The following is a 23,258-nucleotide window of genomic DNA, read 5'->3' on the forward strand; positions in this document are numbered from 1 at the left end:
TTCGCCATGACTGTCTCCTTTCTTTGAAGGTGCTTCCTACACCTTCAACGATGCACACTACCTATTGTGTACTCTTTGGCTCAACCGGCCTTTTGATTTGAAATTCACTAAGAGGGAAAAATCACTTGGCAACCCTGTAAGTTCGTTTCATTTCGTGTTCCGGTTTTGCCGACGAGATATTTATAACACCAGAGTTGTGCGCCTGCAATAGGTCATTTACACGTATTTTCAGGCACTTTGCACAAGTTCATTGTTCAGCTGCACAAAAATCTGTAACACAGTCGAAATAATCGTTTATGCATTTTTCATCCGATTATTGGATATTTTCCTTGAATGAACCGATTCGCACGAATGATTATCGGTACGAATCGGATATGCATGCATTTATATGGTCAAGTCTATGGTTCATCAGATGGCTCATATTTGCACAACCAATGGGAAAAGCGTCCTCCGATAATCTTGGTCTATCGGTTTTCGGTTATTGCATCGACGTAGCAATCCTCTTCCGAATGCCGTGAGCGGCTTCCTTTAAGCACTTAACGGCTTTTAGCTCCCGATATGAGGCCTTGCCGCTTGAGCACTCGCTTAAGCGGCAAGGCCTGCCGTTGTTTGACCGTTTTCACACTTCTTGTGTCATGGTGTGGGCGTTTTTGCGACCGTTAAGAGGGCGTGCCACGGCATCGTTCGCCGCCCTGTTCGCTTTCAGCCGGCTGGAGGTCCGTATGAGGCGGCACGATCATGTGATGCGCTCGCTCTTCGACCCGTAATCCGGCCAGTAGCCCATTCCGAGGACATTACCGTCGTCATTGAAGGACATGCCGTCGTCATTCGACGCCAGAGCGCTTCCCGGGGCTGCGTTCTGGCCTGTTAGTCGCCTTTCAACGGAGGAGGGCGACGCAGCCGGTGTTGATCTCGCCGGGCTTCGGCTCGCCGGTCTCGTGTTAGCCGCCTGGCAACGCAAGAGGGCGGCGCAGCTTGCGTGCTGCGCCGCCCTCCAATGTGGCGATATGCTTGATTTCGCTTAATAGTACCTGTAGTAAGCGGCGCAGCTGCCCTCGCTACTGACCATGCACGGGCCTACCGGATTCTCGGGCGTGCACACTTTGCGGAAGAGCGGGCACTCGCTGGGCTCCATGCGGGCGCGCAGGACGTCGCCGCAGCGGCAGCCCTTGGGGTTGATGGTGGGCTCGATTTCGGGTTGGAAGCGCTTCAGCGCATCGAATTGCGCGAACTCCTCGCGGATACGGTATCCACTGCCGGGGATATCGCCCAGACCGCGCCAGGTGGCGGTGCAGGTTTCGAAGACCTCGTCGATTGCGGCCAGCGCCACGGGATTGCCCTGCGGCATGACGCCGCGCGCGTAGGCGATCTCGATCTCCGCCCTCCCCTCGTGCAGCTGGCGCATGAGCATGGCGATGCCCTGGAGCACGTCGACGGGCTCGAAGCCCGTGACCACACCGGGGATGCCGTATTCCTTCGCCAGGAACTCGAAGGGCTTGGTGCCCGTGATGGTGCCCACGTGGCCCGGCAGGATGAGGGCGTCTAGTTTGAGGTCCGGGTCCTTCACCAGCGTTTCCAGGGCGCCGGGCATGTTCTTGTGCGCGGCGAAGACGCTGAAGTTCTTCAGGCCCATGGCCGCGGCGCGCTTGATGGCCATGGCCACCAGCGGCGTGGTGGTCTCGAAGCCCACGCCAACGAACACGATCTCCCGATCGGGGTCGGCCTTCGCCAAGGCCAACGCATCGAGGGGCGAATAGCAGATCTGCACGCTACGGCCTGCGGCCTGTTCCTTGAGCAGGCTCGACGTGCTGCCGGGCACGCGCGTCATGTCGCCGAACGTGGCTATGGTCACGTTCGGGATGCGCGCGAGGGCGATGACGGCGTCGATATCGCGGTTCGACGCGACGCACACGGGGCAGCCCGGGCCCGACGAGAGGCACACGCTTTCGGGCATGAGGTTGCGGATGCCGTTGCGCGCGATGGCCACGGTGTGCGTGCCGCATACCTCCATGAGCGTGGCGCCGCCTTCCGGAGCGAGTTTGCCGATGGACTCGATGAGGCCACGGGCGAGCTTCGGGTCCTTGAACGCCGCCAGCTCGTTTTGCATGGTGCCGGCGTCTACCGTGCGGCTACGATGTATGTTCTGGGGTTGCATGATGAGATTCCTTGGTACGAGGGGCGAAATGCGAAAAGCCGACCGCCTGCGCGCCGCAAGGCTGCAAGCGATCGGCCGGTTGGGCGTTGCCTAGGCCGTGGCGGCGGGCAGCTCATCGCCCGCCAGGTCGGGGAACTCCTTGATGAGGTCGATGGTCTCCTGCGCGTAATCGGGATCGACCACCTCGATGGCGAAGCCGGCGTGCACGAGCACGAAATCGCCGACGCCCGCCTGCGGTGTGAGGTCGATGGACACGCTGCGCGTGACGCCGAGGATGTCCACCGTGGCCATGCCGTCGCCGTCAAGCTGCGCGATCTTCGCGGGAATAGCTAGGCACATTCGCTGCCTTCTTCCTTCCATGATGAGACGTTTTGGGGATGCGTTGCCGAACGCTTGAGCGCCTTCCGAGCCGCTACTTCCCCGTCGTCTCGTCCGTTTGTCTTGCTGCCCATGCTACCACAGCCTGTCCGTAGGAGATGCAGCCGTCGCTGGGGGGCAGATCGCGGTTGAGCGCCACGGTGAAGCCGTTGCCCTGAAGCGCCGGCACAGCGTGCTCGAGCAGGTAGCGGTTGAGGAACACGCCGCCCGAGAGCGTCACCGTGGTGATGCCGTACAAGCTTTGCACCAGCTGAGCAGCCATAACGATGGCGTTCACGAACGCATCGTGGAAGCGGCGCGCGATGGTCGCCGTGGGAACGCCGGAAGCGATGTCGTCAAGGAGCGCCTTGAACACCGGCGCCGCGTCGAACAGCAGGACCGACGTGTCGAGCGCGGTGCTGGTTTCGGTGGCCGTATTCTTCACGACATCTATATGGTAGGCGTCGGTGGCCGGCAGCCCCTCGGGGACCGCGCCCATGGCCGCCTCGAGCTCGATGGCCGGCTGGCCATCGTAGGACGGCTGACGGCACACGCCGAGCAGCGCGCTTGCTGCGTCGAACAGGCGCCCGACCGAGGAGGTGTAGGGCGTGTTCAGGCTGCGCTCGATCATCTGGTCGCACACCTCCGCCTGATCGCCCAGCGCCAGCAGCGCATCGGCGGCGCCGGGATGCTCCAGCAGGTCGAACTCGTACAGGACGCCGTAGGCCATGCGCAGCGGGTTGCGCACCGCCGCGGCGCCGCCGGGCATGGGCACATAGGCGAAATTGGCGAAACGCTCGTAGGCCTGCTGGTTGGCGAGCAGGACCTCGCCACCCCACACGCGGCCGTCGGCGCCATAGCCCGTGCCGTCGAACGCGATGCCGCACACAGGGCCGAACAGCCCGTTCTCCCCCAGCACCGAGGCGATGTGCGCATGGTGGTGCTGCACCTCGGTCAAGGGCAGGTTGTTACGCTGTGCCTGCTCGCGAGCCCATTTGCTTGCAAGGTACTCGGGATGCGCATCGCAGGCGAGACGGCGCGGCGTTTCCTGGAACAGCTGACGATAACGCTCTTCGGCCTCGAGCCAAGCGTCGTAGGTTTCCGCATTCTCGACGTCGCCGATATGCTGCGAGACGAACGCGTCGGGGCGCTGGTCGTCGCCCGCGGCGGCACGCACCAGGGCGAACGTCGCCTTCTGCTCCGAGCCCGTGGCCAGCAGGGTTTCCTGCTTGGGCTGCGCCTCGGGGCAGTCGAGCGCGATGGGCAGCGGGGCGAAGCCGCGGGCGCGGCGGACGAACTGGATGGCCTGCTCGTCACCTACGCGCACCACGCGCAGCACCGAGTCGTCGTAGCGTGACAGGATGCGGCGGTTGTTGCCCAAGACGGCATCGGCGATGCCGGCGAACTTGACCAGCGCCTGATCGTCGTCGGTGACGATGGGCTCGTTATGCAGGTTCCCCGAGGTCATGACCAGCATAGGCAACGCCGAATCGCCTTGCTGCGCACGCAGGGCCTCCGCGAAATCGTGGAGCAGCAGATGCTGGACGGGCGTGCAGGGCAGCATGACCCCCAGCTCGGGAAGGTTATCGGCCAGACCGCTGGCGAACTGCACCTCGGCCCGCTTGCGCAGCAGCACGATAGGGCGCTTGGTGGATTCCAGGGCACCCTGCTCCGCCTTGTCGACATGGCACACGCGGCGCGCGTCGGCCGCACCCGCCACCATGACGGCGAACGCCTTGCCCTGACGGCGCTTGCGCTGACGTAGCTTCGCCAACGCATCGGGGTTGGAGGCATCGCAGACCAAATGGAAGCCGCCAAGGCCCTTCACCGCCACGATGCCGCCGTCGAGCAGCAGCTTGACCGCTTCCGCGAAGATGGCGTCGGACGCTTCGCGGGTATCACCCCACTGCGGCTCCTGCTGGCCTTGTGCAAGGTTCACCCAGCTGATGTGCGGGCCGCAATCCCAGCAGGCATCGGGCTGCGCATGGAAGCGGCGATCGAGCGGGTCGGCGTATTCGGCGGCGCAACGCGGGCACATGGGGAAATCCTTCATGGACGTTGCGGGGCGGTCGTAGGGCAGCGACCCGATGATGGTGAAGCGCGGGCCGCAGTTCGTGCAGTTGATGAACGGATAGCGGTAGCGACGGTCTGAGGGGTTGAACAGCTCATCAAGGCAGTCGTCGCAGGTGGCCAGATCGGGGGAAACCAGCGTGGTCTGCTGGGCGTCGTGATCGTCGGAGAAGCGGATGTCGAACGAACCGAACCCTTCCAGCGGCACCTCCTTGAGGTCGATCTCCTTGACTTTTGCGGCGGACGGGGGGTTCATGTGCAGCTCGGTGACGAACTTGTCCAGCAGGTTCGCCTCTCCCTCGGCGTGGATGAACACGCCTTCCACGGCGTTGAGCACCCAACCGTTAAGCTGGTATTTCTTCGCTAAACGATACACGAAGGGGCGAAAGCCCACCCCTTGCACGATGCCTTTTACCTGTATGTCGAGCGCTTCGATCATACGACGCCCTTTCATTTAAGGTTTACGTTGTTTTCCGCCGGCTGATTCCAAAAAACGCGCGTCGGCGAGATTGGCGACGCGCGGTGGGTTTCAGCCATTGAGCCGAGGGGCGTTACGCCTGCTGCAGCTCTTCCAAGATGTCGCACACCACTTCCGCCAGCGCGCGCAAGGTGACGCCCGAATTATCGGGCAGGTGCAGGTGCACGCAGCGGCGACCGCGGCTTGCGAGCGTGACCAGATCGCCCGAGGCCTGCGCCTTCGCCAAGGAGCCCAGGCTTTCGGCCTCTTCCTTCAGCGGGATGTCCTTCAGCTCGTCCGCCGACAGGATGAGGAACACGCCGCAGTTCGGGCCGCCCTTTTGCAGCTGGCCCGTGGAATGCAGGTAGCGCGGGCCGACTTCCAAGCACGACACCACGCGGCGCTTCTCGGCCACGCCGTGGCGGATGGTCTCGAGCGCCTCGCGGCGGCCTTCGCCCGTGAACGGGAGGAAGGCGTTGAGCGCGAAGAAATCGCCGGGTTGGATGCTGGCGAGCAGAGCACGCAGCGATGCGCGCACGTCGGTGCAGTCCTTGAAGCACGGAGCTTGGCGCACCTCCACCTGGCCCATGTGCACGTCGTCGACGAAGTCCTGCACGTAGTCCGGCTCGGGCTGGCCGTCGCGCAGGATGTCGAGCACCGCGGCCTTGGCCGACGCCACGTCGGGCTGGTCGAACGGGCACACCTTCATGAGGTAGCCGCACATGGCGATGGCGTACTCCCACATGATGAAATGCTCGGGCAACTCGTACACGGACTCGATCTTGAACGCCGCGCGCGGGATGGTGGGGTCGATGTAGGACAGGCTCATCTCGAAGTTGTGGCGCTCGTCCCACAGGTCGTTCTTCGTTTGGTACATGATGACGCTGCGATCGCCCGGGTCCTTCTTGAGCAGCAGCGTGTCGATCTCGATGTTGGGAAGGATGCCCTGGCCGTTCTTGCCGACGCTCTCGGCGACCAGCTGCTCGATCCACAAGCCGAGCACGCGGCCGCGCTTCTGCGTGAGGAAGCTGAACTTGTTGCGGCCCTGCACGTAGTTGTCGTACAGGAAGGCAGCCAGGCCGATGGCCGGGTTGTCGATGGCGTCCTCGCTGCAGGCGCGCTCCGCCTTGTTGGCGTGCTGCATGAACTCCTGCAGGTTGATGCCCACGAGCGCGGCGGGCAGCAGGCCGAACACGGACATGGCGCTGAAGCGGCCGCCCACAGTGGGCTCGCCGGAGAACACCGCGGCCCAGCCCTCCTCGCGAGCCTGCTGCTCGAGCTTGGAGCCGGGATCGGTGATGGCCACCAGATGCTGCACCATTTCCTCGTCCGAGATCTGGTCGGCCAACGCATCGCGCACGGCACGCAGCGCCAGGCGCGGCTCGATGGTGCCGCCCGATTTGGAGGACACGATGAACAGCGTGGTGCGGGGATCGATCTCCGACAGGATGCCGCGCACGCGGACCGGGGAATCGGAATCGAGCGTGCGGAAGCGCACCAGGGATGAGTCCGGCTTGTGGTACTTGGTTATGGTCATGGGCGCCTGGGTGGAGCCGCCTTGGCCGATGAGCACCACGGACTTCAAACCCTGGGCGATGATGGAATCAGCGAATGCCTGAATCTCGTGCAGCGGGTACGGCGGATTCGTTGCGAGGTCCGTCCACCCCATGTAATTCTGTGCGCATTCCTGCGCTTCGTCGGAAAAGCCGTAAAGCGTTGCATCCTTCGCATGAAGGCGGCTGGCAACGCATTCCTTCACCAAGGTTTTGGCGGAGGGGTAGAGCTTTTCCATATCTCCAGACAGCATGAGCACCTTCTTTCTGCGTAAGTATTCAGCATTCTAGCAAACCATGGCAGATGGTACCCCGTTTAGGCGCCTCCGTGTGATGGAGTTGTGAACAGGGAAGCGGAACGGTCAGCGTTTAGAGCGGAAAGCGCGTGCTTTATGCGGTTGGAGGGGGACGGGCAGGTGCAGGCGCGAGGAAGCGCCGGCTTGCCGGCGGCGATGAGTCGGGTGGATGCGGAAAGCGGGCGCCGCAAAGGACGCACGGGGGCGCAAAGCGGCGCGACCCGCCCGCGTGTTGCCGGCGGGCGGGTCGCGGGCGGCGCCGAACGGGCTCGGGGCGCTACAGGTCCAGCTTGTCGATGACCGATCGCAGCGTGGCGGCCGAGGCCTTGAGCTGCTCGGTTTCCGTCTCGTTGATCTTGATGGGCACCTGGTACTCGATGCCGCTGGCGCCGACGACCGCGGGCATGGACAACACGATGTCGTGCAGGCCGTACTCGCCGTCGATGTAGTTGGACACGGGAAGAATAGGCTTCTCATCTCGGGTGATGGCCTCGCAGATGCGTTTGACCGTCATGGCGATGCCGTAATAGGTGGCGCGCTTCTTCTTGATGATCTCGTAGGCCGCGTTCTTCACTTCCTCGGCGATGCGGTCCATGTTGCGCTCATGGTCGGTGTGGCCGCGCAGCTCGCAGAAGTCGTTGAGCGGGATGCCGGAGACGTTCGCCAAGCTCCATGCGGCGATCTCACTGTCGCCGTGCTCGCCGATGATGCGGGCGTGCACGTTGCGCGGATCGACGCCCAGGTGCTCGCCCAGGGCGTACTTGAAGCGCGCGGTGTCGAGCGTGGTGCCGCTGCCGAGCACGCGGTTGGCGGGCATGCCGGAGAGCTTAAGGGCGACGTAGGTCAGGATGTCCACAGGGTTCGAGACCACCAGCAGAATGCCCTGGTAATCGCGCTCGGCGATCTGCGGGATGATGGACTTGAAGATGGCGACGTTCTTGTTCACCAGGTCGAGGCGCGTCTCGCCGGGCGCCTGGTTCGCCCCGGCCGTGATGACGGTGATGGCCGCGTCATCGATGTCGGAGTAGTCACCCGCGTAGATGTTCATGGGGCTGCCGAACGCCATGCCGTGCGCAATGTCGAGGGCCTCGCCCTCGGCGCGGTCGTGATCGACGTCGATGAGCACCATCTCGGAGAACAGGCCCGACTGCATGAGGGCGAAGGCGCTGGCCGAGCCCACGAACCCGCAGCCGACGATGGCCACCTTGCGAGAATTGATGATTGCTGCCATGGTTGCTCCTATCCTTTGCGGGAGGGCCGCAAGCGTAGGTTTCGCGGGGCACGCCCCGCGAGGGATGCATGCCGGAGGCAAAACGCCGAGCCGGCACGTAGGGTATACTGTGCGCATGATACAACAAGCTGGAACATCCGCCGCGGCAAAGCCGCGTCCCCAACGCGGTTTCACCGCGTTTCCCCTGAAAGTGCTGGCCATCGCCGGCATGACGTGCAACCACGCCTGCTACATCTGCTGGGACTATCTGCCGCCCGGGATTCTGTGCGCGCTGTTCGCGCTTGGCGGCCTGACGTTCCCCATCATGGCGTTTCTGCTGGTGGAAGGGTATCGCCATACGTCGAGCGTGCGGCGTTACGGCCGGCGGCTGCTGACATTCGCCCTGGTGGCCCAGGTTCCCTACGGGCTGTTCCTGGCGCATGAGATGAACGTGCTGTTCACGCTGTTCGTGTGCCTGTGCCTGCTGTACGCGTACGACCATATGCGGCGACGCGGGCTGTTTTGGCTGACGTTCGCGCTGATGACCGCCCTGACGGCGTTTTGCGATTGGGGCATCCTGGCACCCTGCATGGTGCTCACGCTCCATGTGGTGAAGGACCGCAGGCAACGTGTGGCGTACTCGGCGCTGCTGCCCATTGCCACCGGAGGGCTGCCGGCGCTTATGCAGCTCATGGAGCTTCCCACGCTGCAGAACCTGGCGTTCGCGTTATATCCGCTGGTAGGCTGCAGCGCCACCATTCCCCTGCTGTGGGCGTACAACGGCGGGCGCGGCAGGTCCATGAAATGGTTCTTCTATGCGTACTACCCCGCGCATATCGCCGTGCTGGGATTGGCGAAGGGGCTGCTTCTGGGCGACTGGAACATCGCCGTGACCGGATAGGATGCTTGGAGCTGCGCGAGGATCGACGCACGTCGGGTAGCGCGCCGCGATCGCACGAAGACCGATGCACGTCGGGTAGCATGCGCGGAACCGCAAAAGCCGGCGAGGATCGGGAAGACAACGAGGGCCGCTGCACGATTGCAGCGGCCCTCGCCGTTTCGCCAGCATCCGAGAACGGACGCGACGCTTATTTCCAGTCGGCTCCCAGGACGATGAGGAAGTCCTCCTCGAACAGATAGGTGTTCGAGTTCTGCACCGCCTTGCCCACGCCGAGAGCCTTCACGATGGCCTCGGCCGCTTCCTTGTCGGAGGAATCGTTGTACACCACCACGGTGTCTTGGTAGTCGAAGTTGTCGGCATTGCTGGTGTTCACGCTGTACCCAAGGCCCTGAATGCGCTCGGTGGCGTCGAGGCCGGCTCCCGCAAGGCCGTTGCCGTTGCGGATGGCCACGCTGCCGCCGCGCTTGACCGCGCCCGCGCCCCCGCCCGCCGTGCCGCCGCTTGTGGCGCCGCCGTCGCCGGTGGTTGCCAGAATGGTGCCCGAAGTCTTGTCGACGACGTCACCTTCAGTGGGCGGCAGGCCTGCGTCGACGCGTTTCATCATGGCCTTCCATTCCGCGGTGTTGTTCACCTCGTACCAAACGCCATCGATGTACTCGGAAGTGGTGGGTTCCATGGCGGAATAGATGTCGGTGGACGGGTCGAGGCCCTGCATGGCCTGCGCGAGCCCGATGATGTCGGTAACGCCCAGGTCGGTGGTGACATACTTCGAAAGCGCCTGCACGGTGGAAGCCATGGACGCCGCGTCGGCAGACAGCAGCTTCTTGGCGATGGCCGACATGACCAGGCGCTGGTTGGCGGCGCGATACTCGTCGCCCGGGCCGATCTCGTCGTAGGCGTGACGTGCGCGGCACAGGATAAGGGCCTGGTCGCCGTTGAGCGTTTGCGGGCCGGCGTCCAGGTGACCGCCGGCGTCCTCGTCGTCGATGGTCATGGGAACGTCGACCTCGATGCCGCCGAGCGCGTCCACGATATCCCGGAAGCCATCGAAGTTGATCTCGGCGTAGTGCGAGATATCGACACCCGCCAGCTTCGACACCGTTTGCACCGAGAGCGCGGGACCGCCGAACACGTGCGCGGCATTGAGCTTGTTCACGCCGTATTCGCCCATGTCGACCATGGTGTCGCGGTGCAGCGAGACCAACGTGACCTTCTTGCTCACGGGGTCGATGCGCGCGAGCATGATGCTGTCGGTGCGGTAGCTGTCGCCGAAATCGCCGGACTCGTCACGTTCCTCGGAGCCATCGGTTCCCATGAGCAGCATGTAGAACGGCTCTTTGGTCATGTTGGTTTTAACCAGGTACTTCCCCACGTTGCCCAGGCCCGCATGCAGGTTGCCGGAAAGCACCTGCACGTACGCGAACGCCGCGCCGACGGCTATGACCGCGACAGCAAGCGCCGCGATGCCGGCATAGAACAGCTTGCCGTGCTTTTTGTGCTTGTGGGTTTTCGCGTACTCGTCGCGCGAAAGGCGGCGCGCCGACGGCTCGCCTTGACCAGCGGACGGCCGGTCTCCGCCGTAGCTATCGCGCGCATAGCGGTTTTGGGCGCGCACGTCTGCAGCGGTTGCGCGCCTGCCGTTGGATGGTTGGTTCGTGTTTGCTCGGCCCGCGCCGTAACGGTCGCGCCCGTAGCCTGTGCGTTTGTTATCCATACGGTCATTGTGACGGCCCCCGGCCCCCATGCAAGCGACCTCACATGCTTTGCGGGAAATGCCCATATGAGCAAAAGCGGGGAAACGACGGCCTGTCCGAGGGGACAAGAAAGGCCTGGAACGCATTTCGCATTCCAGGCCTTCAAGGCGGGAAATCCGGGGCTCCGCCACAGTCAGCGAGGGCCCTATAGTGCCCCGGAATCCGCCTGAAGCAAGGCGGCATAAGCCTTTGGGGTATGCCGCCGAAGCTGAAGGCGAAAGCCGGGCGCCACAAGCCCCGCAGCGTCAAGTCGGTCCGCCAGCCGACAGACCGGCGGAACCGTTTAACCGCCGGGGAAGCGGATGACCATGTAGATGGCGGCGATGGCCACCGTGAACAACATGATCGGGAAACCGCGTTTGAAGAACTGCATGAACGTGATCTCATGCCCGAACTTCTTGCTGATATCGGACAGCACCACGTTGGCGGATGCGCCGATGAGCGTGCCGTTGCCGCCCAGGCAAGCGCCAAGGGACAGCGCCCACCACAGCGCCGTGCCGTCGAGGCCGTCGGCCTCGAGCGCCAGGATGATGGGGATCATGGTTGCCACGAACGGGATGTTGTCCAGGAAGCTGGAGATGATGGCCGAGCCGAACAGCACCGCCAGCATGGTGATCATGAGGTTGCCGCCCGTGACGTCGATAAGGCCCTGTGCCAGCATGCCGATGACACCCGTTTCGGACATGGCGCCGACGATGATGAACAGGCCGGCGAAGAAGCACAGCGTGGTCCATTCGACGCCGTGCAGCGCCTCTTCGATGCTCTCACCGGAGATGAGCAGGATCAGACCGGCGGCAGCAAGTGCGATGACGCAGGACTCCAGGCCGAGCGCGCCGTGGGTCATGAAGCCGACGACCACGAGGACGACCATGGCGACGCTGATGTGCAGCAGGCGGCGGTCCTTGATGTAGTCGTTCTCGTCGAGCTCCATGATGGCCTTGCGGTGCTCCTCGTTGGCGGAGATCTTACGGCCGTACATGACGTAGAACAGGCCGATGACGGCAGCCAGGATGATGACGACCGCAGGCGCATCATAGGCGATGAAGTCGGCGAAGGTGTAACCCGCGGCAGAGCCGATCATGATGTTGGGCGGGTCGCCGATGAGCGTTGCCGTGCCGCCGATGTTGGACGCCAGGATCTGCGTCATGAAGAACGGCACCGGGTCGATGTCGAGCAGGCGGCACACGGTGATGGTCATGGGGCCGATGAGCAGCACGGTGGTGACGTTGTCCAAGAAGGCGGACAGCACGGCCGTGAGCAGCACGAACAGCACCATGATGGTCCAGGGGTTGCCCTTCGCCACGCGCGCGCACTTGATGGCCAAAAACTCGAACACGCCCGACTGCTTCACCACGGCCACGAACAGCATCATGCCGAACAGCACGCCGAGCGTGTTGAAGTCGATGTGCCCGATAGCCGTCTCGAACGGCATGATGTGCAGGATGAGCAGCAGCATGGCGCCGGTGATGGCGACGAGCGCGCGATGCACCTTCTCGGTCATGATGGCGATCATGGCCACCACGAAGATGGCGACGGATATGATTTGGCTAGTATCCATATCCCACCGCCTTGGTTTCGTTGTTTTCCACGGGTCCTTCTTTCTCCAAAGCGCGCGAAATCCTTATGCAATCGCGCAAAAATCCACTATAGCAAAACCCCATTTCCCCATGCCGAGCCATGGGGAAAGTTTCTCGTGTTTTAACGTTGAAAGGCAGCGATGCGCGGCGGCCGCCCGAGCGCGGGATATACTGGGCGCATGCATTTACGAAGGTAAGCGAGGAAACCATGGGATTGAGATTCACCGCCGCCCGCGCCGTCAGCGGCGTCTCCACTTGGGGCTTGAAAAACGTGTTCCACCGCCCCGCCGCGAACTTCCCGGGCAAAATGGCCCTGTATGTGGACCCGCAGCTCATCGCGCATCTGCGCGGCAAGCTCGAGCGCGGAAGCGTGTGCGTGGTGGGGACCAACGGCAAGACCACCGTTTCCAACCTGCTTGCCGACGTGCTTGAAGCGTCGGGCCAGCGGGTCGTCTGCAACCGCACGGGCGCGAACCTGGATTCGGGCGTGTCCACGGCGTTGCTGCACGCCAGCAAGGCCGACTGGGGCGTGTTCGAATGCGACGAGCTGTGGCTGGCGAAGATCCTGCCGCAGCTGCGCGCGAACTACGTGATGCTGCTCAACCTGTTCCGCGACCAGCTTGATCGCTGCGGCGAGATCGACCGCATCCAGGACAGCATCGTCAAGGCGCTGGGCAGCTCGCCTGAAACCGTGCTGGTCTACAACGCCGACGACCCGCTGTGCGCATCCATCGCCGACCGCGCCAGGCAGCTGCCGGGCCGCGAGGGCACGCGCTCCATCGCCTTCGGCGTGGCCGAGAGCATGGGCCTGGCGCAAAACACCGTCTCCGACGCCACCATGTGCCAGCGCTGCTCCACCATGTTCGAATACGACTGGCGCCAATACGGGCAGCTGGGCGAATGGCGCTGCCCGAACTGCGGCTTCGCGCGCCCTGCGCTGGATTTCGCCGCCGAAAACGTGCGGCTGGGAGCCAACGGGCTGGCGTTCTCGCTTGCCAAGCCCGGCGCCGGCGACGCCGGGCGCGAAGGGGCTTTCTCGGTGACGGCGCGCTTCAGCGGCGCCTATATGGTGTACAACCTTGCCGCCGTGAGCGTTGCCGCAAGCCTGCTGGGATGCACGAACGAGGCGTTGCAGAAGGCCGTCGACGCGTTCGACCCGCAAAACGGGCGCCTGCAGACCTACGACCTTGCCGGCCGCCGCGTCCTGCTGAACCTGGCTAAGAACCCCACCGGCTTCAACCAGAACCTCAAGATCGTGGCGCAGGACCAGGCGCCGAAGGTGGTGGCCTTCTTCATCAACGACAAGGAGGCCGACGGGCGCGACGTGTCGTGGCTGTGGGACATCGACTTCGAGGAGCTGGCGCAGGCGGGCCCGCTGACGGCATACGCCGGCGGCATCCGTGGGCGCGACATGGCCGTGCGCCTGAAGTATGCCGGCATAGACGCCCAAACCGTTGACAACGCCAACGACCTGCTGCATCGCATCGCGCAGCAGCCGCAAGAGGTGAGCGCGTACATCATCGCGAACTACACGTCGCTGCCGGGGTGCAAGGCCGCGCTGGACGCAGCCGTGGCCGCAGGCGGCGAAGTCGAGCCTGCCGCGGGAGAGGCGCCCGCGCCGCGCGATTTTGGAATCCAAGGCGGCGGTGCGCCGGCCGGCGAGGATGCGGCGAACGGCCAAAACCCCGTGGTCATCGCGCACCTGTTCCCCGACCTGCTGAACCTGTACGGCGACGGCGGCAACGTGCGCGTGCTGCAGCAGCGCCTGGCATGGCGCGGCATCCCCGTGGAGATCAGCCGTGTGAACCACGGCGACGCCATCGACCTTTCCGGCGTCGACCTGATCATGATGGGCGGCAGCCCCGACCGCGAGCAGAAGCTAGCCAGTGCCGACATCGTGGCCATGCGCGACCAGCTTGACGCATACGTGCAGGACATGGGCCCGCTGCTTGCCATTTGCGGCAGCTACCAGATGCTGGGCCGCGAGTGGCTGGTGGACGGCGAGAAGGTGCCCGGCCTGGGCCTGGTGGGCATGACCACGGGACGCCCCGGCACATCGGGCGACCGACTGGTGAGCAACATCGCCCTGCGCAGCCCCTTGGCCGACGAACCCGTGGTGGGTTACGAGAACCACGCAGGCCGCACCTACCTCGACGAGGGCGTGGAGCCGTTCGGCACCGTTGTCTCGAACACGGGCCTGGGCAATAATGAGGAGACCAAGCAGGACGGCGTGCGCTACAAGAACGTGCTGGGTACGTACCTGCACGGCCCGCTGCTGGCGAAGAACCCGCAGATCGCGGACTGGCTGCTGGCTCGCGCGCTTGAGCGCAACGCCAAGCGCACCGGACGGCCCCTTGTCGAGCTGACGCCGCTTGACGATGCGCCCGAGAAAGCCGCCAACGCCTTCATGTGCGACAAGCTGGGAGCCAAGTAGCGGCGAACGCAAAAGCGCGGTGCCGGCCCTGTGCGAGGAAAACGCATGGGACCGGCGCCGCGCTTTTTGTTTGGGAGCGATTTCAAGAAAAAGAAAGCGGGCCGGACATTTCTGCCCGGCCCGCGTACATTCGTGGAGCCAACGACCGGATTCGAACCGGTGACCTGCGCTTTACGAGAGCGCTGCTCTACCAGCTGAGCCACGTTGGCACACGGCTTCTTGCGAAGCGCGAATATGAACTATACCGAAGAGCCTGTCGTTTCGCAAGGGGCAAAAGCAACTTTTCGGGCGAACGAGCGGGCATTCGCCGTTTCTCCACAGGCTTGCACCCTAGCGTTGCGGCCCTCGAGAGCCGCATGGGCACACGTCCCATCGCTGTTGCCGCGCCGCCCAAGAGCTGCCTTGGCGCGCCTTATCGCTGCGGCGCCCTTGCCTAAGAGCCGCCCGATGCGCAGCGTCGCCGCCTACTCCTCGTTCTCGGGGGCCTTCACCACCAGCACGGGAACCTGGGCCTCACGCAGCACGTAGCTGCTCACGCTGCCCAGCATGCCGCGCAGAGCGCCTAGACCGCGGCTGCCCATGATGATGAGCCCGCAGCCGTTCTCCTGCGCGTACTTCACGATCTGGTCGCCCGGATGCACCTCGGGCAGCAGGCAGACGCGCTTCTCGTTCATGAGCGGGCGGATCACCCCGTCGACCTGCGCATGCAGGCGCTCGGACGCTTCCTCCGTTGCCTCCTCCATGGCTTCTTGCATACCCATGGGGACGACGCTTTCGGTCAAATCCACGCCGCGAGCCTCGAGCTTTGCCACGGCGGTTCGCTCCAGATCGACGATCTGGACGACGTGCAGCGCAAGCCCGGCGTCCTCCTTCGCGAAGCGCACGGCCTCGTTAAGCGCCGCGCGGGCGGAATCGGACCCATCGAACGGGACCATAACGGCATCGTAGAGCATTGCAACCCCCTTCTTTCACCGGTTGAACCTGATCGGACGATACAGCACGGCGCGTTACCGCAAACGCCGCACGCCGCCCACGGCCGAGAGCCGAACGACGCCGACGGCCACATCCCCGGCAACCGCGCACGCGCATCCCCGCGCGTCGCACACATTCCCGCAGGCCGCCGGAACGCTTAGCGCGCAAGCGCCGCGGACCCTTCCCCATCAGGCTTTATCCCCAGTATAGCAAGAAGCCCCGCGGCAATCGCCGCAGGGCTTCCGCAAACGCCGTTCGCGCAAACGGCGTTGCCATGTTGTAACGTTTCGCGATCGCGATGCGGGGAGGCGAACAGCCTACGCACCAGCGAAAGGCCGGCTACACCTCGAGGTGCTTGAACGCCTCGGGAACCTCCTTGAAGCCCTTAGACTTCACGGCGCCGACGATCAGGCCGATGACCAACCACACGATGCCGACGATGTAGGTCATCGTCTCGAAGCCGGTGAACACGTACACCAGGATGGCGATGCCGATCCAGGGGCAGATCAGGTACTTCACGATGTCGCCGAAGGTGTTGCGCTTCTTCTCGCGGATGAAGAAGAACAGGAACACGGCGAAGTTGAGCAGGATGAACGAAGCCAGGGCGCCGAAGTTCACCAAGCCGGCCAGCTGGGTCATCTTATCGCCCATGGGGATGGACAGGCACAGGGTGACCACGCCCAGGAACACAGCGGAGAACCAGGGGGTCTGGTACTTCGGGTGGACCTTGCCGAACGCCTTCGGGATAACGCCGTCGCGGCCCATGGAGTACAGCAGGCGCGAGGAGGCCATCTGGGCATTCATGATGTTGGCGATGCCGATGGCGATGATGTTGATGACCAGCATGATCTTGTAGAAGACCGGGCCGCCCACCAGCATGACGGAGTCGAAGAAGCCCATGTCGGGATCGGTGTTGGCCCAGTCGGGCTGCACGATGGCGGCGATGTAGGTCTGAGCGACGAACACGACGATGATGGCGCACAGGGCGATCAGGATGCCGCGGCCGATGTTCTTCTCGGGCTCGTGGGTTTCCTCGGCCAGCGTGGACATGCCGTCGAAGCCCAGGAAGGAAAGCGCTGCCAGCGAGATGCCGGCGGCGATGAAGTGGGCGTCGACCTGGCCTTCCTGGTAAATCGGGTCAAGGACGAAGGCGCCTGCGCCGCCGCCGCCCATGATGAAGCTGCAGCCGAGCGCGATGAACGCGATGACGGCCAGGACCTCGATGACGAAGATGACCCAGTCAACGCCGCGGCTCATCTGGATGCCGCGGATGTTCACGAACGTGTTGAAGGCGATGAAGACCACGGCCCACAGCCATGCCGGGCTGTTGGGGATCAGAGCGACGCCCCAGTTCATGACCATGACGATGAGCAGGGACGGAACCAGGATGTAGTCCAGGAGGATCAGCCAGCCGGCGATGAAGCCGACGTGCGGGTTGATGCCGCGCTGCACGTAGGAGTACACGGAGCCGGCGATCGGGAAGCGACCGGACATGCGCATGTAGCTCATAGCGGTGAACATGATGGCCACAAAGCCGATGATGTAGACCAGCGGCGTCATGCCGTGGCTGTTCAGCTGGATGGAGCCGAAGATGGATTGCGGGGCGATGATGACCATGAACAGGACGCCGTACATCACCACGTCCCAAAGACCCATCCCGCGGCGCAGCTCTTGCTTATAGCCGAACTGCTCGATGTTGTCCCCGGCGCTACCCTTCGCCGGAGCTTTTTGCTCTGCCATTTCCCTTTCCTTTCTTTCTTGCGGGGAAAACAAGCATTGCGCAGGGCCAGAAGCGCGATTCCCGGCTCTACGCAATAGCCCGTACTTTAGCACGTTAAAGCGCAGGAGTAAGGGGAATATGGCAATTCCTAGCGATGCCGTGCGTGATTTTGGGGTTGAAAGGCGGCCCAATGCGCTCACGAGACACGAAAAATGCCCGATTCCCTGGGGAAACCGGGCATTTTGCATAAAATATCGAAATCGACGGCACCGGAACAGCCGTGTATTTTAGCCTCTGCTAACTAAGGCGAACGGCAGGTTTATGGCGATAAACGGTTGCGCGAACGCATAGCGTTTCGCTCGCTGCGCGGCGCGATCCGGCCAGGCCTTGTCACTTGACCGAAAGCGCCCCGGCGCCGTAAACGATCGCCGCAACCCGCGAATCGACCAGCCGGCGCCTACGGCTGAGGGATCAGAACGGGGAACTCCGACAGCTTCGGCGTCCCGATGCGCAGCGACACGTCGACCTCGCACGGCTCGCAGCCCTGGCTCACCTCGACGTCGCTTTGGACGGACATATACATGTAGGTTTCCACGGCGTCCCAACCGGTAACGCGCATCAGCAGACGCTGCAGCTCCTTCGAGCCGTTCATGAGCGCCTGCTCGTAGTGGGTGCCGCTGCAGTTCACGTACCACTTGCCGTCGGGGCCGAAGGTCTCGAGCACCGGCCAGTTCAGCTCGAAATCCTTCACCAGCTGCACGCGAACGGTGATCTCAGCGGGAATCTCGATGCCGGTGCCGCACAGCTCGGCGTCGCCCATGGTGGCGTGCACGTCGCCCATCTGCAGAAGCGCACCGGGAACACGCACGGGGAAGTACAGGCGCGTGCCCTTGGTGATCTTCTTGTTGTCCATGTTGCCGCCGTGGCTGCCCACGAAGCCGTCGATGACGTCGGGGCCGGACGGCGCGGTGCCGATGACGCCGATCATGGGGTTGATCGGGAAGCTGACCTGGTTGAACGTGGCCATGCCGTCCTTGATGGGAATCTTCTTGGTACGATAGCCGGTGGTCTCGAACAGCGGGCCGCAGTGATCGTCGGTGGCGATGGTGCCCTCATCGGCCACCTTCACCTCGTAGATGTCGACCACGAGCACGTCGCCGGGCTCGGCGCCCTCGATGTAGACGGGGCCCGCGGCGGGATTGGCGAAACCGTACGTGTAATCAAGGTCGGCCATGGTGGTGTTCTCATCGGGAATGCGGTTGCTGAAGCAATCCTGCGTGTTGAACTGCAGCACCTCGCCGGGCTTGGCCGTGGCGCAAGGCTTGTTGTCCTTGGAGAATTCGTAAACCTGATCGGTGATGATCTGCATGATGCCCCCTTCTTCATGGTAGCGAACGCGGCTTGCCGCCGTTTCGAGCGATTGTACGCCAACCGCCGCAGGCGCGCCACGGCTGGCAGCGCCACGGCGGGGCAAGCTCGACGGCTGGGCGAAAGCGGTAAAGGGAGAGTGCATCACGGCCACCGCTTCCCCATCGGGAAGCCTGCGTCCACCCCGAAGGCCAAGCGGCGCGAAGCAGCGCCCGGAAAGCGATAGCCGCCCAAGGCGAACCCGGCGTCCGGCGCAAAAGCCGCGAACGCAAAAAAGGGCGTACCCCGCATACACGAAGACACGCCCTTTCGACGCGTTATATAGGCACGTGAGGCTCACAGCTCGAGCACGACGACCTGCTCGAGCTCGATTCCGCTGCGCTGCGCCAGCGAATCCAGCAGCTCCGCCGCAGCCTCGGGCTCGAGCCATGCCATGCCGCAACCCGCGGAAAGCTGTCGCGGGATGGGCGCAAGGCGGCCGCGAAATCCCTCGCCTACGGCCGCCTGCTTGAAGGCGAGCGCGTCAGTGGTGGTATGGAACGACGCCACCGCCGTCTTCACCTTCCGCCGCGCCATGGGTTAGGCGATCTCGATCACGAAATCGTCGCCGACGCGCTGCGCCGCCGCCGTGCGCTTGCGCTTCTTCGCCAGCGAGCAGATGTTGTCGCGCGCCACGGTGTTGCTCACCGTCACCTTGATGGGCTCGGAGCGGCCCTTCTTCATGGCGTTCATGGTCAGGATGACCGGTTCGGGGCAGGAGAGCCCTCGGGCGTCAACTTCGATCATTGGAAATCCTTTCGATAAATGAACTGGGGAAATACGCTTGCAGCTTATACGCTACGCGGCGTTCTTCTGCTTGCGCACGTTCACGATGGCGATGATGAACAGCACCACGATGCAGCACACGAGCACGATCTGGCCCGCAACGCTCGGACCGCCCAGGACGGCGGCCTTCTCGGCGGTTGCAGCGGAGGCGGCAGCGCCCGCCAGGCCGAAGTTGTGGGCGAAGGCGGCGCCGATAAGCATGCCGACGAAGGTGACGGCGGCATCGCAGGAGCCCTGGCCAGCCAGCGTCATCTGGCGCAGCGGACAGCCGCCAGCCAGCGTGGCGCCGAAGCCCACGGCATACAGGCCCAGGATGTTCCACAGGTGCTGGGAGTGGGCGATGGGCTGGCCATCGAAGCTGAGCTTGAAGCCGCCGGTGGCCAAGTTGAAAACCACCATGACCACGAACAGGCCGGCGATGGGGAGCATCAGGTCGAAGTCGCGCATGAGGAAGATGTTGCGGACGGAGCCGGCGAAGCAGATGCGGACCTTCTGCGCCAGGGCGCCGATCACGAGAGCGGTCACCAGGGCGATGAGCACGGGAGCGTGCTTGGAGCCCGGGCCGGCCTGGCTGACGGCGAACACGCCGGCGAAGACGCTGATGCACAGGCCGATGACCAGCAGCACGGGCAGGACGGCGCCGGCCGTCTTGTTCGTGTCATGCTCGCGGCCCAGGGAGTAGCCCTTCTTCAGGAAGAACGTGCCCGTAGCGACGCCCAGGACAAAGCCGATGAGGCCGACCCAGGCGTTCAGGTCGCCGGCGGCCATGCGCAGCACCATGCGAAGCGGGCAGCCCAGGAAGATGAGGGCGCCGATCATCATGATGAAGCCCAGGACGAATCGGGTCATGGGGGAAGAACCCGCCGTGGAGCGGTACTCACGCGTGGCCAGGGCGATCAGGAACGAGCCGACGACCAGGCCGACGACCTCGGGACGGAAGTACTGCACCGTCTCGGTGGTCTGCAGCTTCATGGAGCCTGCCATGTCGCGGATGAAGCACGCGGCGCACATGGCCATGTTGGCGGGGTTGCCGGAGAAGGCCAGAAGCGCCATTCCAAGGCCGACCAGCACGCCGACCAGGGCCAAGCCCTTTTTGCTGTTGAGAAAATCCAAGGAAGTACCTTTCTATATATGAAGATGAATCGTTCGCATTCGATCCTCCGTCGCGCATGCGCACGCACGGGCAGCGGGGCCCGCGGGGACGACAAAGCAGAACACGCCCAAAACGCCATTCGAAACGGAAAACAATGCAAGCCGCGTCAAAGCGCGGCGAAACAGACGCCTAGCAGAATGCGTCCGATGCGGGCAGAAAGCCCAGAGCAGAATAGTTGCGCTAGCAGAATTTGCGCGAACCAGTGGTGCATTGTAAGGAGGTAACAGTTTCGCGTCAAAGGCGGCAGGCGAAAACTCCCCCGAGCGGCAGAGAAGGGCATCTGAGCAAGCGCCGTTATTAGGTTGGCGCGGGTTTGCCCATAGGGTCCTCGCGGCACTGCCGCAGCCTCGCCTATAGGGCTCCGCCGAATCGCCTGCAGAGATGCCGCGGAATCACCTATAAGGTCCCCGTATCTTCGTCGCAGCCTCACCTATAGGGACCCCTTTAGCGTTGCCAAGACATCGCCCTGAAGTGCCGTCCATTTGTGAAGGTTCTGTGACAGGAAATCATTTGCTTGCATCACGGCCGGATGGCGCGTATAGTTCTTTCTCGCAGCTTTTCCGAAACATTCGGTTTCGAGAAAAGCGGGTCACATATTGCGGGGTGGAGCAGTCTGGTAGCTCGCCGGGCTCATAACCCGGAGGCCGTAGGTTCAAATCCTGCCCCCGCGACCAAATGTTCAAGCCGCCCATCGGGCGGCTTTTTTGTTACGCGGAACCTCTTTAGATAACTATGGCCCGAATCTGAAAATGCCTCCGGCGATTCAATACAAACTACGGCAAGCATGCCAGCCCGCCACGCAACCTCATTGCGCCGAAGAAAATGAGGCCTTAAGCCCGGAGATCGTATCCTGACACAGGGCACCATTGATCTACACTGCATGGAGGGGCTTTATGAGGAGGCAACGATGCAGCAACCCATAGCGACAAACGATGTGAACCTGTTCTCCACCTTCAAGGAGAACCAGTATTTCGATCGGAAGAGCGCCCGCAAGGACGACAAGGAGATCGCAAAGCACATCAGCGCGTTCGCCAACGCCGCCGGCGGCAAGCTCGTTATCGGCATCGAGGACGACGGCGAGGTGACGGGCTTCAAGCGCAGCGGCGCGCGCGACATCGAGAACTTCGAGCGCGCAGCGCTCACGACCTGTACGCCGACCCCCATCGTCCGCAAGGACCGAATCCCCGTGGTTAATTCCTCTGGCGAGGAAGACCTCGTCCTCGTATTGGACATCGAGGCATCGACCAGCCACTCTGTCGCCCGCGAGAGCGATGACGAGGTGTTCTTGCGGCAGAACGACAGGAGCGTGAGGCTCAACCGCGAACAGGTCCTCGCCCTGGAGTACGATAAGGGGCAGAGGATCTTCGAGGACGAGCTCGTCGAAGACTCCTCGCTGGACGACATTGATCATGAGGTGCTCGACCGCTACAAGGGGATCCTGGGAACAGACGCCCCCGACGAGCAGGTCCTCCGGAGCCGCCGCTTCATGCGCAACGGAAGGCTGACCGTGGCCGGCGCCCTGCTCTTCGCTCATGACCCCTCCGCGATGATGCCGCAGGCCCGAGTTCGCGTCCTGCGCTACGATGGCGTCAAGATGGAGACGGGCGAGCGCCTCAACATCACGAAGGAGCGAAGCTTCTGCGGGCCGCTGCCCAAGGTCATCCAAGGCGCCTACGAACTCATCTCGAGTATGCTCCGCGAGTTCCAGTTCCTGGGGTCAGACGGTAAATTCCAAACCGTGCCCGAGTACCCAGAGTTCGCTTGGTTCGAGGGGCTCGTCAACGCGGTGACCCATCGCGACTACTCGTTCCGAGGCGACTACATCCGGGTCTCGATGTTCGACGACCGCCTGGAGATCGTCAGCCCGGGCTCGCTCCCCAATATCGTGACGCTCGACAACATGAGGACCACCCGCTACTCGCGCAACCCGCGCATCGCGCGCACGCTGGTCGAATTCGGCTGGGTCCGGGAGTTGAACGAGGGCGTCAAGCGCATCTACACCGAGATGCAGGACTCCCTACTCAACGACCCGGTCTACACAGAGCCCGGCAGGGCGAAAGTCCAGCTGACGCTTGAGAACAACATCGTGGCCCGAACCGTCAGAAGGAGCGAGGCGCTCGAGGACAAGCTCTCGGCCGAGAAATTGGCCTCCCTCGATCAATATGAGCTGGCTGCGATTCGTCTTGCGTTTACGAATGGCAAAGTGACCGCTAGAGAGCTCGCCGATCACATCGGGCGCACGCGTCGCACGGCTGGCAGCGTTCTCAAGGGGATTTCAGGTCCTTCCGGTCCGCTTGAGTGGCACGGCTCAGCCGTCAACGATCCAGGGCAATATTACTCTTTACGATAAGGTTCGCACCTATTTCGCACCTATTTCGCACCTATTTCGCACCTATTTCGCACCTATTTTGCACCTTTATCATGACGACATCGGAGATAAGTCCTTCGCGAGAAAA

Annotated in this window: 16 protein-coding genes and 2 tRNA genes; 4 read left to right on the forward strand and 14 right to left on the reverse strand. The window is 63.3% G+C overall.

Translation table 11 applies throughout. The annotated features are described in order from the left end of the window. Positions 1–1,021: 1,021 nt before the first annotated feature. The 5 genes from hypD to DW178_RS01270 form a co-directional block, all read right to left on the reverse strand. Positions 1,022–2,155, reverse strand: a complete 1,134-nt coding sequence (gene hypD / locus DW178_RS01250) for a hydrogenase formation protein HypD (protein ID WP_118349326.1) — start codon at positions 2,153–2,155, stop codon at positions 1,022–1,024. 90 nt (positions 2,156–2,245) lie between these two features. After that, on the reverse strand, positions 2,246–2,494 hold the full coding sequence (locus tag DW178_RS01255; RefSeq protein ID WP_042432068.1) for a HypC/HybG/HupF family hydrogenase formation chaperone: 249 nt from the start codon (positions 2,492–2,494) through the stop codon (positions 2,246–2,248). A 73-nt stretch (positions 2,495–2,567) separates the two neighbouring features. Next, positions 2,568–5,021: a carbamoyltransferase HypF gene (gene hypF, locus DW178_RS01260; protein ID WP_118349327.1), complete on the reverse strand. Its 2,454-nt coding sequence runs from the start codon at positions 5,019–5,021 to the stop codon at positions 2,568–2,570. A 112-nt stretch (positions 5,022–5,133) separates the two neighbouring features. After that, complete coding sequence (locus DW178_RS01265; protein ID WP_118349328.1) at positions 5,134–6,846, reverse strand: phosphoglucose isomerase-related protein; 1,713 nt, start codon at positions 6,844–6,846, stop codon at positions 5,134–5,136. Between the two features lie 319 nt (positions 6,847–7,165). Beyond that, positions 7,166–8,119 (reverse strand): L-lactate dehydrogenase, encoded by a 954-nt coding sequence (locus DW178_RS01270; protein WP_118349329.1) that lies wholly within the window; start codon positions 8,117–8,119, stop codon positions 7,166–7,168. A 115-nt stretch (positions 8,120–8,234) separates the two neighbouring features. On the opposite strand from DW178_RS01270, the gene DW178_RS01275 reads away from it, so the two are divergent. Continuing rightward, a complete protein-coding gene (locus DW178_RS01275; protein WP_118349330.1) occupies positions 8,235–8,999 on the forward strand; it encodes a TraX family protein in 765 nt (254 codons plus the stop codon). 187 nt (positions 9,000–9,186) lie between these two features. Here the strand turns inward: DW178_RS01275 and DW178_RS01280 are convergent, their stop codons facing one another. Next, positions 9,187–10,713: an LCP family protein gene (locus DW178_RS01280; RefSeq protein WP_118349331.1), complete on the reverse strand. Its 1,527-nt coding sequence runs from the start codon at positions 10,711–10,713 to the stop codon at positions 9,187–9,189. Between the two features lie 323 nt (positions 10,714–11,036). Continuing rightward, positions 11,037–12,311: an ArsB/NhaD family transporter gene (locus DW178_RS01285; protein WP_118349332.1), complete on the reverse strand. Its 1,275-nt coding sequence runs from the start codon at positions 12,309–12,311 to the stop codon at positions 11,037–11,039. A 227-nt stretch (positions 12,312–12,538) separates the two neighbouring features. On the opposite strand from DW178_RS01285, the gene DW178_RS01290 reads away from it, so the two are divergent. Then, entirely contained in the window at positions 12,539–14,764 is a 2,226-nt protein-coding gene (locus tag DW178_RS01290) for a MurT ligase domain-containing protein (RefSeq protein WP_118349333.1), read from the forward strand. A gap of 133 nt (positions 14,765–14,897) precedes the next feature. Here the strand turns inward: DW178_RS01290 and DW178_RS01295 are convergent. From DW178_RS01295 to yedE, 7 genes are all read right to left on the reverse strand, one after another. Further along, positions 14,898–14,973: transfer RNA gene (locus DW178_RS01295), tRNA-Thr, on the reverse strand. Positions 14,974–15,228: 255 nt separating this feature from the next. Continuing rightward, entirely contained in the window at positions 15,229–15,717 is a 489-nt protein-coding gene (locus DW178_RS01300) for a universal stress protein (RefSeq protein ID WP_118349334.1), read from the reverse strand. Between the two features lie 358 nt (positions 15,718–16,075). After that, the gene (locus DW178_RS01305) at positions 16,076–17,476 is read right to left on the reverse strand and encodes an APC family permease (RefSeq protein ID WP_118349335.1); all 1,401 of its coding nucleotides are present in this window, start codon (positions 17,474–17,476) and stop codon (positions 16,076–16,078) included. A gap of 437 nt (positions 17,477–17,913) precedes the next feature. After that, entirely contained in the window at positions 17,914–18,825 is a 912-nt protein-coding gene (locus tag DW178_RS01310) for an acetamidase/formamidase family protein (RefSeq protein ID WP_118349336.1), read from the reverse strand. Between the two features lie 335 nt (positions 18,826–19,160). Beyond that, on the reverse strand, positions 19,161–19,373 hold the full coding sequence (locus DW178_RS01315; protein WP_286168446.1) for a putative Se/S carrier protein: 213 nt from the start codon (positions 19,371–19,373) through the stop codon (positions 19,161–19,163). A 30-nt stretch (positions 19,374–19,403) separates the two neighbouring features. Next, complete coding sequence (locus tag DW178_RS01320; RefSeq protein WP_118349338.1) at positions 19,404–19,610, reverse strand: sulfurtransferase TusA family protein; 207 nt, start codon at positions 19,608–19,610, stop codon at positions 19,404–19,406. A gap of 51 nt (positions 19,611–19,661) precedes the next feature. Next, the gene (gene yedE / locus DW178_RS01325) at positions 19,662–20,762 is read right to left on the reverse strand and encodes a YedE family putative selenium transporter (RefSeq protein WP_118349339.1); all 1,101 of its coding nucleotides are present in this window, start codon (positions 20,760–20,762) and stop codon (positions 19,662–19,664) included. A gap of 637 nt (positions 20,763–21,399) precedes the next feature. Between yedE and DW178_RS01330 the strand changes: the two genes are divergently transcribed. Continuing rightward, positions 21,400–21,476, forward strand: a tRNA-Met gene (locus DW178_RS01330). A gap of 233 nt (positions 21,477–21,709) precedes the next feature. Continuing rightward, positions 21,710–23,152 (forward strand): ATP-binding protein, encoded by a 1,443-nt coding sequence (locus tag DW178_RS01335; protein WP_118349340.1) that lies wholly within the window; start codon positions 21,710–21,712, stop codon positions 23,150–23,152. Positions 23,153–23,258: the final 106 nt, after the last annotated feature.

The organism is Eggerthella sp. AM16-19 (assembly GCF_003474385.1).
GTDB lineage: Bacteria > Actinomycetota > Coriobacteriia > Coriobacteriales > Eggerthellaceae > Senegalimassilia.